The sequence below is a fragment of the Moraxella sp. CTOTU49097 genome, assembly GCF_032064105.1.
Taxonomy (GTDB): Bacteria; Pseudomonadota; Gammaproteobacteria; order Pseudomonadales; family Moraxellaceae; genus Faucicola; species Faucicola osloensis_B.
This window is the reverse complement of sequence record NZ_DAMBOA010000007.1, coordinates 83840-96841: the sequence shown is the minus strand read 5'-3', so window position 1 is coordinate 96841 and position 13002 is coordinate 83840. Positions and strand designations below refer to the sequence as shown.

Annotated in this window: 10 protein-coding genes; 8 read left to right on the top strand and 2 right to left on the bottom strand. The window is 47.2% G+C overall.

Translation table 11 applies throughout. The features are described 5' to 3' along the window. Nucleotides 1-65: 65 nt before the first annotated feature. The 7 genes from RT064_RS06295 (at nucleotide 66) to RT064_RS06265 (ending at nucleotide 8277) form a co-directional block, all read left to right on the top strand. Nucleotides 66-1682 (top strand): carboxyl transferase domain-containing protein, encoded by a 1617-nt coding sequence (locus tag RT064_RS06295; RefSeq protein ID WP_313062489.1) that lies wholly within the window; start codon nucleotides 66-68, stop codon nucleotides 1680-1682. Nucleotides 1683-1785: 103 nt separating this feature from the next. Beyond that, a complete protein-coding gene (locus RT064_RS06290; RefSeq protein ID WP_313062488.1) occupies nucleotides 1786-2583 on the top strand; it encodes an enoyl-CoA hydratase/isomerase family protein in 798 nt (265 codons plus the stop codon). Nucleotides 2584-2614: 31 nt separating this feature from the next. Beyond that, nucleotides 2615-3376, top strand: coding sequence for a hypothetical protein (locus RT064_RS06285; RefSeq protein WP_313062487.1), 762 nt, complete (start codon nucleotides 2615-2617; stop codon nucleotides 3374-3376). 50 nt (nucleotides 3377-3426) lie between these two features. Beyond that, a complete protein-coding gene (locus tag RT064_RS06280; protein WP_313062520.1) occupies nucleotides 3427-5496 on the top strand; it encodes an acetyl/propionyl/methylcrotonyl-CoA carboxylase subunit alpha in 2070 nt (689 codons plus the stop codon). After that, on the top strand, nucleotides 5493-6413 hold the full coding sequence (locus RT064_RS06275; RefSeq protein ID WP_313062486.1) for a hydroxymethylglutaryl-CoA lyase: 921 nt from the start codon (nucleotides 5493-5495) through the stop codon (nucleotides 6411-6413). The genes RT064_RS06280 and RT064_RS06275 overlap by 4 nt, the downstream gene beginning before the upstream one ends. Nucleotides 6414-6426: 13 nt before the next feature. Continuing rightward, nucleotides 6427-7062, top strand: a complete 636-nt coding sequence (locus RT064_RS06270; RefSeq protein ID WP_313062485.1) for a hypothetical protein — start codon at nucleotides 6427-6429, stop codon at nucleotides 7060-7062. Nucleotides 7063-7101: 39 nt separating this feature from the next. Further along, entirely contained in the window at nucleotides 7102-8277 is a 1176-nt protein-coding gene (locus RT064_RS06265) for an isovaleryl-CoA dehydrogenase (protein WP_313062484.1), read from the top strand. A gap of 96 nt (nucleotides 8278-8373) precedes the next feature. Here the strand turns inward: RT064_RS06265 and RT064_RS06260 are convergent, their stop codons facing one another. After that, on the bottom strand, nucleotides 8374-9387 hold the full coding sequence (locus RT064_RS06260; protein ID WP_313062483.1) for an adenosine kinase: 1014 nt from the start codon (nucleotides 9385-9387) through the stop codon (nucleotides 8374-8376). Between the two features lie 41 nt (nucleotides 9388-9428). Further along, a complete protein-coding gene (locus tag RT064_RS06255; RefSeq protein WP_313062482.1) occupies nucleotides 9429-9794 on the bottom strand; it encodes a hypothetical protein in 366 nt (121 codons plus the stop codon). 233 nt (nucleotides 9795-10027) lie between these two features. Between RT064_RS06255 and RT064_RS06250 the strand changes: the two genes are divergently transcribed. Continuing rightward, a complete protein-coding gene (locus RT064_RS06250) occupies nucleotides 10028-12994 on the top strand; it encodes an insulinase family protein (RefSeq protein ID WP_313062481.1) in 2967 nt (988 codons plus the stop codon). Nucleotides 12995-13002 lie beyond the last annotated feature (8 nt).

The window sequence follows — 13002 nt, the reverse complement described above, 5'->3', positions numbered from 1 at the left end:
AACATAAATACAGGGGGCATCTGATAGCAATTTAGCTGCACCCTTTGACAGAATTAGGATTTACAATGACGGTTATCCAAAGTAAATTAAGCCCAAATGGTGCGGAATTTCAAGCCAATGCCGCTGCCATGCAAACTATCGTTGATGACCTCAAAGCCAAGCTTGCGGTCATTGCTCAGGGCGGCTCTAAGTCTGCCCGCGCCAAACATGTGGCTCGGGGTAAGCTATTGCCGCGTGAACGTGTCGAGCGCTTGCTAGATGCTGGTACGCCATTTTTGGAAGTCTCACCGATGGCAGCGTATGGCATGTATGATGCCGATATCCCTGCCGCAGGCGTGATTGCTGGCATTGGTCGAGTCGCTGGTATTGACTGTATGATTGTGTGTAACGATGCCACCGTCAAAGGCGGCACTTACTACCCGATGACGGTCAAAAAACATTTACGGGCGCAAGAAATCGCGCGAGAAAACCGCTTGCCATGTATCTATTTGGTCGACTCTGGCGGCGCGAACTTACCCAACCAAGATGAAGTATTCCCAGATAAAGACCACTTTGGTCGTATTTTCTTTAACCAAGCCAATATGAGCGCCGAAGGCATTCCCCAAATCGCCGTCGTCATGGGTAGCTGTACCGCAGGTGGTGCCTATGTACCCGCCATGAGTGACGAGTCGATTATCGTCAAAGATCAAGGGACGATTTTTTTGGGTGGTCCACCGCTGGTCAAAGCTGCCACAGGTGAGGAAGTGACCGCCGAAGACTTAGGCGGTGGCGATGTGCATACCCGTCTGTCAGGCGTGGTTGACCATCTTGCCCAAAACGATTTACATGCGTTATCACTGGCGCGCAACATCATCGGCAATTTAAACCAACAAAAAACACCCATCCACCACGCTACCGCGCAAAAAACCCCGCGTCCACCCAAATACGACGCCAAAGAATTGTACGGTATCATTCCAACTGACACCCGTAAGCCCTTTGATATCCGTGAAATCATCGCTCGCATTGTCGATGGCAGTGAATTTGATGAGTTTAAAGCCCGTTTTGGCACGACGCTGGTGTGTGGTTTTGCGCATATTGAAGGTATGCCAGTGGGTATTATCGCTAATAACGGTATTTTATTTAGCGAATCAGCGCAAAAAGCCACCCATTTTATCGAGCTATGCTGCAAACGTAAAATTCCGCTGGTGTTTCTACAAAATATCACAGGCTTTATGGTGGGGCGCAAATACGAAAATGAAGGGATTGCCCGTCATGGTGCCAAAATGGTGATGGCGGTTGCCAATGCCAAAGTGCCGAAGTTTACTGTGATTGTCGGCGGCTCATTCGGCGCGGGTAACTACGGTATGTGTGGTCGTGCGTACAGTCCACGTTTCTTGTGGATGTGGCCAAATGCGCGTATCTCGGTGATGGGTGGCGAGCAAGCGGCGTCGGTCTTAGCAACAGTCAAACGCAGCCAACACCATGCTAAAGGTGAGCACTGGTCAAGCGAGGATGAAGAAGCGTTCAAAGCGCCAGTGCGTCAGCAATTTGACGAGCAAGGTCATCCGTATTATGCCTCGGCTAGACTGTGGGATGATGGCGTGATTGACCCAGCCGATACCCGACAAGTATTGGCACTGGGCTTAAGTGCCGCTTACAACGCACCGATTGAAGACACCACCTTTGGTGTATTTAGAATGTAATTTTCAGCGTGTAAAATCAGAAGTCTTGGTTGGTTGTTCTATCACCCTTGAGCAAGCATCAAAAACGCTTCAACTTTACCCAACAAAAAAAAGGAAAAACACGATGAAATTACCGAATTATGACAGCCTACTGTTAGACATTGACCAGCAGGTAGCGACTATTACCCTCAATCGCCCAGACAAACGCAATGCCTTTAATGACGATGTCATCCAAGAACTGACCGATGTGTTTCAATTTTGCGCTGAGCAAGACGAAGTGCGTGCGGTGGTATTGACTGCCAATGGCAAAGCCTTCTGTGCCGGCGCAGACCTAAACTGGATGCGCGCGATGGCGGATTATAGCCACGATGAGAACTTAGCGGACGCTGGCAAGCTTGCGCAAATGCTAGCCACCATCTACCACTGCCCAAAACCGACTGTCGCTGCCATTCAAGGTGATGTGTATGCCGGTGGTATGGGTCTGGTTGCGGCTTGTGATATTGCCATTAGCGTAAAAAACGCCAATTTTTGCTTAAGTGAAGTCAAACTTGGCTTGATTCCTGCGACCATTAGCCCGTATGTGATTCGTGCGATGGGTGCGCGAGCCGCGCATCGGTACTTCTTAACCGCTGAAGTATTTGATGCCAAAGAAGCCAAAAAAATCGGCTTTATCCATGAGCGGGTGGATGAAGAAGAGTTTACACAAACCCTTGATAACTTGGTCAAACACTTGGTTAACGCCAGCCCAAATGCCGTCAAGGTGTGTAAAAAACTGGTGCAGGATGTGGCGTATGCCGAGATTAATGAGCAGTTAATCAAAGATACCGTTGCAGGCATTGCCGATATCCGCGCATCTGCCGAGGGTAAAGAAGGCGTACAGTCATTCTTGCAAAAACGAAAACCAAGCTGGTTAAATAATTAATTGATGTGATAAAAAAAGCTAAAGGCATACCATGAAAGAACTATTTTTCCCACTTACAATGATTGTTATTTCAACTTTAGCAACACCTGCCTTTGCCAAAGACAAATTGCCAACTAATGCAGTTAAAGCCATTGAACAAACCTTAACCAAATACTATGGCAATCAATATCAAAATGACTGTTTATTTTTTTCTCATGATGAAACTCATTATTGTGCCAAAGTAACGAACGCAGAAATCAAAATATTGAATGGCAAATCCCAACTTTATGTATTGGTCAATGGTGATTATGCAGAACCAGGGTTAGATGCAGGGCATGTAACCGAAGGTATTGGCGGGTTATTCATTTTTAATCAAGTCAATAACCAGTGGCAATTAGCCGCAACCCAACCCTATATTACTAATGGGGCTTACGGAAGCTCGCAACTAGGTGATTTTAAATTGGTACAAATTGCACCAGACAAATTCGGCTGGTATGGCGAATATGGCTATACTTCAACAGGTTGTACTGAAGTGAATAAGCATATTTATGCCCAAGTCGGCAATCAAATCAAAGCCATTTTCATGGCTGACCCCCTTGATAGCGACTGTTCAGGCAACGGTGATGGTTGGGATTCTTATGAAAGTAAGCTTACGATTTTAAGCCAAAAATCGGCAATCAACGGTTTTTACCCCATACAAATCAGCGCTATTGAGCATGATTATCCCGATAATCATAACGTAAAAAAGGGTAAGATCAAAAAATCAAATTACCAAATGACTTATAAACCTAGTGCGCAAAAATATATTCGATAATCGGTAAAAAGAATTTGCCAACGGATTTTACAAATAAGGGAATTATGACTATGTTTTCAAAAATCTTAATAGCCAACCGGGGTGAGATTGCTTGCCGCGTGGCAGCCACCGCCAAAAAATTGGGCGTGCGTACCGTTGCGGTATATTCCGACGCTGACCGTTTTGCCAAGCATGTTGCCGTATGTGATGAAGCCATTTATATTGGCGGTTCTGCGCCCAAAGACAGCTACCTGCGTTGGGAGCGCATTTTGGAGGCTGCCAAGCAGACAGGCGCACAAGCGATTCACCCAGGCTATGGGTTTTTGAGTGAAAACGACGAATTTGCCCAAGCTTGCGTGGATGCGGGTTTGGTGTTTATCGGTCCCCCTGCGTCTGCCATCACCGCTATGGGGCTTAAAGCCGAGTCCAAACGCTTGATGGAAGCTGCCAATGTACCACTCATTCCAGGGTATCATGGCACCAACCAAGACCCCGAATTTTTGCATAGCGAGGCCGACAAAATTGGCTACCCTGTGCTGATAAAAGCCAGCTCTGGTGGCGGCGGCAAAGGGATGCGGTTAGTTGAAAAAACCGAAGATTTTATTGACGCCTTAGGCTCATGTCAACGTGAAGCCATTAGCAGCTTTGGCAATGACAGCGTATTGATTGAAAAATACGCCCTGCGTCCCCGCCATATCGAAATTCAAGTCTTTGGCGACAGCCACGGCAACTATGTGTATTTATTTGAGCGTGATTGCTCGGTACAGCGCCGCCACCAAAAAGTGCTCGAAGAAGCCCCTGCCCCCGATGTCAGCGTGGCAATGCGGGAGGCGATGGGCGCAGCGGCAATCGCGGCGGCAAAAGCGGTCAATTATGTGGGGGCGGGTACGGTTGAATTTATCGTGGAGCAACGTGACCCTTCACCCGAAGATAAATTTGGCGGCATGAATTTCTACTTTATGGAAATGAATACCCGCCTACAAGTAGAACACCCCGTCACCGAAGCCATTACCGGTACTGACCTTGTCGAGTGGCAACTGCGTGTTGCCAGCGGCGAGCCGTTACCAAAACAACAAGCAGACTTGACCATCAACGGTCATGCGATTGAAGCGCGTATCAATGCTGAAAACCCAGACAACAACTTCTTGCCCGCCACAGGTACGCTAAATATTTACCGCACGCCAACTCACAGCGAGTTTAGGGTGTCAGATGTGCGCGTGGATGATGGAGTACGCGAAGGCGATGTCATTAGTCCTTACTATGACTCAATGATTGCCAAACTCATCGTCCATGCGCCAACCCGTGAGCAGGCACTTGCCAAACTAGACCAAGCCTTGGCAGAAACCCGTATTGTCGGTCTGCCCAACAACGTGGCGTTTTTGCGTCACGTGGTGCAATCAGATTCGTTCAAACATGCCAATCTTGACACCGCATTGATTGAGCGTGAAAAAGACGTACTGTTTGGGCAGCAGCGTGGTGAGCTACCTTGGCTGGTAGCCACCGCGATTGTCAAAGAGCTTGCCCAAGAAGCGCAAACCCAAAACCACGACCCCTTTAGCAAAACCGATGCATGGCGCGCGTATAGCCATTATGAGCGTCCGTTTGATTTGGTGTATCACGACAAGCCATTGCGGGCGGTGATAAGTGAAGTCAATGGGCAAGCGTTTCATCTAACGATTAACGCCATTGTCAAAGCGGAAAAACAAGGCGCGGACGTTGTCACGCCCATCTATCAAGGCGATGTTCGTTATTTAGCCACGGCCGATGATACTTTCACGCTGTGGCTAGATGGCAAGCGCCAACAGATGCAGGCATGGCGACACAATGAGCAAGTATATGTGTTCTCAAATCATGCCAGCGATGTCATCACCTTAGTGGACAGCATGGCGCATGTGGGCGAGGAAGCCCAAGATGGCGGTAGCCTAAAATCGCCCATGCCAGGTCAAGTGGTGGCGTTTCGGGTCAATGTGGGCGATGAAGTGAAAAAAGGTCAAGCCTTAGCAGTGATTGAAGCGATGAAAATTGAGCATACCATCAATGCCCCTAGTGATGGTACGGTGGCAGAGTTGCTGTTCAAAGCAGGGGATTTGGTATCCGATGGCGATGAGCTTTTAAAACTTGATACGGGCAGCCAATCATGAACTATCCAAATTTTGTCAAAATCATCGACGTGGGCGCAAGAGACGGACTACAAAACGAAAAACAAACCGTGCCAAGCGACGTCAAAATTGCGCTCATTAACGGGCTAATAGATGCAGGGGTGCGCAAGCTTGAAGCCACTAGCTTTGTGTCGCCAAAATGGGTACCACAAATGGCAGACAATGATGCCGTATTAAACGGCATTGTCAAACGCGATGACGTGGTATATTCGGTGCTCACACCCAATATGAAAGGCTTTGATGCCGCCCTTGCCCACCGTGACCAATTTGCCAATTATGAAGTAGTGATTTTTGGCTCAGCGAGTGAAGCTTTTAGCCAAAAAAATATCAACTGTAGCATCGCTGAGAGTATCGAGCGTTTTGCCCCAGTGGCTGACGCCGCCAAAGCGCATGGTATCAAAGTGCGCGGTGTCATCTCTTGTACCGTGGGCTGCCCGTATGAGGGGAAAATTTCAGCCGATAAAGTCGCCTATGTGACAGAAAAACTCGTTGCCATTGGCGCTGAACATATTGGCATTGCTGACACCATCGGCGTGGGCACGCCTATCAAGGTGCAAAAAGCGTTGGATGCTGCCTTGCGTTATATTGATATTGACAATGTCTCTGGGCATTTTCATGACACCTATGGTCAAGCACTTAGCAATACCTTAGCAGCATTACAAATGGGGGTATGGCAGTTTGATACCTCGGTGGCAGGGCTTGGCGGCTGTCCGTATGCCAAAGGCGCAACCGGCAATGTTGCCACCGAAGATGTGGTATATCTGCTACATGGCATGGGTATTGAGACGGGCATTGACCTCGATAAACTGGTTGATGTTGGACAAAGAATCAGTGCGTTTTTGGGCAGGCAAAACGGCTCAAAGGTGGCAACAGCGATTTTAAATAAACGTATTGGCTAGGATTACAGCAAAAATGGCTAATAATGCAAACTTGGAACTAGCAAAAAACACATCACAAGAAGTTGTTAAAATATTTTTTGACGAAATGTTAGATAGCTGGTTGGGTAAAATTTCTTTCGGGGTATTTAGTTCTGCGATAAGGACGCGAAATAAGCTTATTGCTGATAAATTAGTAGAGAAGTTAAAAAATTCTCAAATTAATCTTGATGATGACCTAGTTCAAAGTAATGAGTTTATAGGCTATACCCTTAAAGTGCTAGCAGCTATAAATACCGCTACTAAACAAGCCAAAATAGATTATCTATTAAATATTTATATCAATGGTCTTTCTGATAGTGAATTTTATAACAGAAGTGAGAAATATTCAGAATTAGTAGATATTATTTCTACCCTCTCTGAAGACTCCATAGTACTTTTAATAGAAATTTATAAAGATTATATTGAACAAAATAAGGTCGAAGATAGTAATAATGCTATAAGAATTACTAATAAATTGCATATCAGTTATGAAGATTTTATATCAACCTGCTATTTATTATCAGGCAAAGGCTTGATAAGACAAGTACACTTAGTTAGTAACAGCTTTTTTCCAGTACCCACATCATGGCTCGAAAGTATTATTCACCTACTTCAAGTAGGTGATGATTAAAAGCGTAATTTTTCAAACTTTAATAGAAGGAACTTAACCATGAACCTAGGACTCGATTACCAACTTGGCGATGACATCAACGCCCTACGCGAAACCGTCAAAGCCTTTGCCGATGCGGAAATCGCCCCACGCGCTGCCGAGCTTGACCGCACCGACCAATTCCCAATGGACTTGTGGCAAAAAATGGGCGAGCTTGGGCTGCATGGCATCACCGTACCCGAAACTTACGGCGGCGTGGACATGGGCTATGTGGCGCACATGGTGGCCATGGAAGAAATCAGCCGCGCATCAGGCTCAGTGGCGCTAAGCTATGGCGCGCACTCCAACCTATGCATCAACCAAATCAAACGCAACGGCACAGACGCCCAAAAACAAAAATACTTGCCAAAACTCATTAGCGGTGAATTCATTGGTGCCCTAGCCATGAGTGAGCCCGGTGCCGGCTCAGACGTGACCAGTATGAAACTACGCGCCGAAGACAAAGGTGGCGTATATGTACTAAACGGCTCAAAAATGTGGATTACCAATGGACCGGATGCCGATGTGATGGTGGTGTATGCCAAAACCAACCCAGAGCTTGGGTCAAAAGGCATCACCGCGTTTTTGGTAGAAAAAGGTATGAAAGGCTTTTATACTGCGCAAAAACTCGACAAACTCGGTATGCGCGGCAGCCACACAGGGGAGATGGTGTTTGACAATGTCGAAGTACCAAGCGACAATATTTTGGGCGGGTTAAATAACGGCGTCAAAGTCTTGATGAGTGGCTTGGACTATGAGCGTGCGGTACTTGCCGCAGGTCCCATTGGGCTAATGCAAGCAGTGATGGACAACGTCATGCCCTACATCCACGACCGCAAACAATTTGGTCAAGCCATCGGTGAATTCCAGTTAATTCAAGGCAAAGTAGCGGACATGTACACCACCTTACAGGCAGGGCGCAGCTTTCTTTACACCGTGGGCAAAAACTTGGATATGCTAGGCTCAGACCATGTGCGTCAAGTACGCAAAGACTGCGCCAGCGTAATTTTGTGGACAGCGGAAAAAGCCACTTGGATGGCAGGAGAAGGTATCCAAATCTTTGGTGGCAATGGCTATACCAATGAGTACCCACTGGGGCGTATTTGGCGTGATGCCAAACTATATGAAATTGGCGCAGGTACCAGTGAGGTACGGCGCATGCTGATTGGTCGTGAGCTGTTTAACGAAACCGCCTAATTGATTAGCTTTATCAGCACTAGCCCTAGCTAAAACTAGGGCTTTTTTATTAGATTGTCAAAATAGATTGTCAAAATCCGCCTTATTAGCCACGTGCTATGTTAAGGTTGATTGTAAAATCGCTTGGTATTGCGCCGGTTTGAGACGGGGTCCGAATTGCTGAATGATTTGGCTTGCGACGCTACTGGCTAATTTGCCACAATCTGCCAACGTATGACCGTGCGATAGCGCGTATAAAAAACTGCCCGCAAAATTATCCCCTGCGCCATTGGTATCTAGCACTTGATCAACGGCTAGCGATGCCACATCAATCAATTTTGTTTCACGTGAAACATCGTCTCGCACTGCAATGATTGACCCTGCTGCGCCATTGGTCACCACTGCCATATTGGCGACTGACAATAACGCTGCTGCGGCTTGTGAGTGGCTGGTTTGGTTGGTAAATAGCTGCGCTTCATCACAGTTACAAAACACCGCATCCACGCCACCTTCTAGCATGGCATCAAGTCCTTCACGACCAAACTTGACCACGGCAGGGTCGGCAAAACTGACCGCGATTTTAGCCCCTTTTTCTTTGGCTTGTTGTTTTAGCTGAGCAATCGCCTGTTGTACCGAGGGTGACATGGCAAGATAACCTTCAAGGTACAACCAATCAGCATCATTGAGCGCATCAAACTCGATATCGGTTTCGCTGATTTCTGCTGAAGTGCCCAAATGCGTTTGCATGGTGCGCTCGCCATCTGGGGTCACCATCACCATACAGCTACCTGTAGTACCATCAGCAAATGACTTAGTAGATGTCTTGATACCTGCGGCATTTAAATCCGCCAAATAAAAACGCCCTGCCTCGTCTTCGCCGACTCGGCAAGCGTAAAAAGTATCGCTGCCAAGGCTTGCAGCGGCATAGATACTGTTGGCAGCCGAGCCGCCGCCGGCTTGTTTGGTTGCGATGATGTTTTGCGTGGTGAGCGAGGCGATGAGGTCAGCTTGCTCACTGTGACTGGCTAGGGTCATGTTACCTTTGGTCAGGCCTGTGGCGTTAAGCTGTGCATCGGTGACAACAAATTCACTGTCGACTAACGCATTGCCGATGGCGACGATTTTTGCCATTATTTTTTCTCACTTTTCAAAATTCATTGACTAACTTGGGTTTAATTAATTGGTTTGGGTGGGGATGCATGGGGAAAATAATTACCACCATTTAAAATAGCGTCCAAAATATTCTGAACAGACCACTCTAACTCATCCTGATTACACCAATAATCTGAGATAACGCCAAATTGCTGGTATTGGGAAATGTTAAAGCCATTTTCAATGTCATTATAATATACAACTAGATTCCCAATAAGTGCAACTACCCAAAAACCATCGCCCATTTTGCCATAGGTTTTTTCTTGCCATTTGACAGGGTCAGTCTTCATAACTTCCCACAACTTGGATTGCGGTATTGTCATGCGGTTTTCGGATTCAATAATAAGTTGCCAAATATCCGCTTCAGAAAGAGGTCGCCAGTCCATTACTTCACCTAATCTAAGTTTTTTGTTTTATTGAATAATTTGTAGCATTTTACTGTAAAAGCTAAAACTTTACTTGATAAGAATAAGAATAATCCATTTTCCCTTTAATAAAGCGGTTTAAACCCCCATTTAACTCAAAATAAATCCGACAAAACTGCTATACTTTCTGTTTTTTTACAGTTGGTTTTGCTGATAAATTCTGACAAATATTATTATGACACACAGGTAACTTCATGCCCGCAACTTCTTACGACTCTGCTTTAGATTTGACCCTACACCCTGCTTTTACCCTACGCTCTCATGAGCGCATCGATGCGCTATCGCTTGATGTGCTAGTGAGCGAACATAACGCCACTGGGTTGATTCATTATCACCTCGCCCACCCGAGTGATGAAAATGCCTTTATGATTGGCTTTCGCACCCAGCCGATGACCGACCGTGGTGAAGCGCATATTTTGGAGCATACCAGTCTATGTGGTTCTGAAAAATATCCCGTGCGCGACCCGTTTTTTAGCATGATTAAGCGCTCGCTCAATACGTTTATGAATGCGTTTACTGCGGCAGATTGGACGGCGTATCCGTTTGCCACCCAAAACCGTCAAGATTATTTTAACTTGTTGTCGGTGTATTTAGATGCGACATTTTTCCCAAGTTTAAATCCGCTCGATTTTGCCCAAGAAGGGATTCGCGTGGAGCTTGATGAAGACGGCAAACCCCAGTATAAAGGCATTGTGTTTAATGAAATGAAAGGCGCGATGAGTGGCGAGATTGACCAGTTGTATCATACGCTGGCGCGTCATTTATTCCCCACAACCACTTATCACTACAATTCTGGCGGTGAGCCCGCTGCCATTACCGAGCTGACTCATGCTGATTTGGTCAAGTTTCATCAAAGTCACTATCACCCAAGCAATGCAGTGGTGATGAGCTTTGGCAATATCCCTGTGGCAGAGACCCAAGCCCGTATCCATGAGGATGCATTGGCGGTGGCAGGCAAAGCGTTTGCTAAAGGGCAAAAACACGCCTCACGACTCGAAAAATCATTGCCCGCGCCAATCAGCGTGACGGACACTTACAGTGTCGATACGGTGAAACCCAAACAAACCCACCACGTCATGGCATGGTTATTACCATCGATTTTAGACGGTAAGCAGCGCCTGGCTATGCGATTACTTGAGGGCGTATTGGTTGAACATGCAGGTTCGCCGCTGCGGGCGTATCTCGATAGCCATCCGCTGGCATCTGCCCCAACACCGCTACTGGGCTTGGATGACAGCCATTATCAGATGGTGTTTTATGCGGGGGTTCGTGGCTCTGAGCCTGAGCATGGCGATGCCATTGAGCAAGGGATCTTGGACTTACTCAAACAAGTGGCAGACCAGCCTGTGGACAGCGAAGCGATTGAAACCATTTTGCACCAAATCGAAATCGACCAACGTCATATCGGTGGCGATAGTATGCCATATGGTCTAAATTTGATGCTAGAAGGCTTTAGTACTGCTATCCACGACGGTGACCCCATGCATGTGTGGGACATCGATAAAAACCTAAACTGGCTACGTGAGCAAGTACAAAACCCTGATTTTATCGCCGATTTGATTCGCAAATTTTTGCTCGACAATCCGCACCGCGTGCGCTTGACACTCATCCCTGATGCCAGTAAATCTGAGCAACAAGCCAAGGATGAGCAAGCCAAACTTGACACCATCGAAGCGGCACTCACCGATGACACGCGTAATGCGCTCATCGCCCAAGCCAAAGCCCTTGCCGAGCGCCAAGCTACGCCTGATGATGTGGATTTGCTACCCAAAGTGGGATTGGCGGATATTCCTGCCCAAATTCAATTTAAAACAGGTACAAAACGCGATATCACTTTAAGTGGTGTGCCAAGTACGTTGTATGAATATGAAGCAGGCACCAATGGTCTGTACTATTATCAAGTGATTATACCCCTAGAAGGTCATGAAGCGCTCATCAATCACCCAGATTTACCAACGTATCTGAGCTTGATCAGCGAAGTGGGCACGCGCAAACACGATGCCTTGGCATTTCAAGCGCGGCAAGCACGCCATTCAAGCGGCGTGACTGTCAGAATCAGCCAGCGCACGTCACCTGACAATCCCGAAAAAATGGATAGCTTTTTGGTGGTCGCTACCCGCTCATTGTCACGTAAATTTGAAGCGATTGAGCTGCTTAAAGAAGTGCTCAACGACACTATTTTTACTGAATATGCGCGGATGGAAGAGCTACTGACCCAAAAACAAATGGGCTGGCAATCGCGCCTTGCCAATGCAGGCCATGCGTATGCCATGCAAACAGCGAGCCGTAACACCAGTAAAATCGCCCGTCTTGAATATGTACGCGGTGGTTTGCCTGCATTAAATAGCTTAACTGAATTTTTGCAGCAAGCGGAGCAAGATAGCAGTGCGTGGCAAAAGCTCGGAGAGCGCTTAGCCAATTTACATAGCTACATCAAAGCCCTGCCAAAACAAGCACTTATCATCGCCGAAGCAGAGTTACTACCGACGCTGCAGCAAGCAATTAGTGAGAGCTGGCAAGCGCCTGTTGACGAGCCTACCACTACCTTAATCGAATCGCCCATTACCACTGACGGTAGCGATATCGCGTGGCTTGCGCAAACCAATGTGTTTCATCATGCGCTTGTCTTTGATGCCGTGCCGACCAACCATCCCGATGCCCCTGCCTTGATGGTGCTCTCAAGCGTGCTACGCAACAACTATCTGCATCGTACCATTCGTGAGCAAGGCGGGGCGTATGGCGGCGGGGCGAGCTATGATAGCAATGCCTGTTCATTCAAGTTTTATAGCTACCGTGACCCCCGTGACCAAGCAACGTTTGATGATTTTTTGGGCAGTATTGATTGGTTACTGGCGCAAACCACAGGCGAAAAAACCGATGCTTGGATTGAAGAAGCGATTTTAGGATTGATGGCAGGCATGGACAAACCCGCAAGTCCGGCGGGTGAAGCGGTGAAGGCGCTGTTTGCTGAGTTACACGGTCGCGGCAAAGACTGGCAACAAGCGATGCGTGCCAAAATCTTGGCGGTCAGCCTTGATGACTTACAGCGGGTCACAACCACCTACCTCAAAGACAAGCCATTTACTCGTGCCAGCCTTGCGCCGTTTGATAAAGCTGAACTCATGCAAGAAATGGGATTTAAAGTGGAAAAGGTGATTTAATAATTTAA

Bases quoted from the DNA above. Each gene is read 5' to 3' on its own strand.
- RT064_RS06295 (WP_313062489.1), top strand. From the start codon at position 66: ATGACGGTTATCCAAAGTAAATTAAGCCCAAATGGTGCGGAATTTCAA.
- RT064_RS06290 (WP_313062488.1), top strand. From the start codon at position 1,786: ATGAAATTACCGAATTATGACAGCCTACTGTTAGACATTGACCAGCAG.
- RT064_RS06285 (WP_313062487.1), top strand. From the start codon at position 2,615: ATGAAAGAACTATTTTTCCCACTTACAATGATTGTTATTTCAACTTTA.
- RT064_RS06280 (WP_313062520.1), top strand. From the start codon at position 3,427: ATGTTTTCAAAAATCTTAATAGCCAACCGGGGTGAGATTGCTTGCCGC.
- RT064_RS06275 (WP_313062486.1), top strand. From the start codon at position 5,493: ATGAACTATCCAAATTTTGTCAAAATCATCGACGTGGGCGCAAGAGAC.
- RT064_RS06270 (WP_313062485.1), top strand. From the start codon at position 6,427: ATGGCTAATAATGCAAACTTGGAACTAGCAAAAAACACATCACAAGAA.
- RT064_RS06265 (WP_313062484.1), top strand. From the start codon at position 7,102: ATGAACCTAGGACTCGATTACCAACTTGGCGATGACATCAACGCCCTA.
- RT064_RS06260 (WP_313062483.1), bottom strand. From the start codon at position 9,387: ATGGCAAAAATCGTCGCCATCGGCAATGCGTTAGTCGACAGTGAATTT.
- RT064_RS06255 (WP_313062482.1), bottom strand. From the start codon at position 9,794: ATGGACTGGCGACCTCTTTCTGAAGCGGATATTTGGCAACTTATTATT.
- RT064_RS06250 (WP_313062481.1), top strand. From the start codon at position 10,028: ATGCCCGCAACTTCTTACGACTCTGCTTTAGATTTGACCCTACACCCT.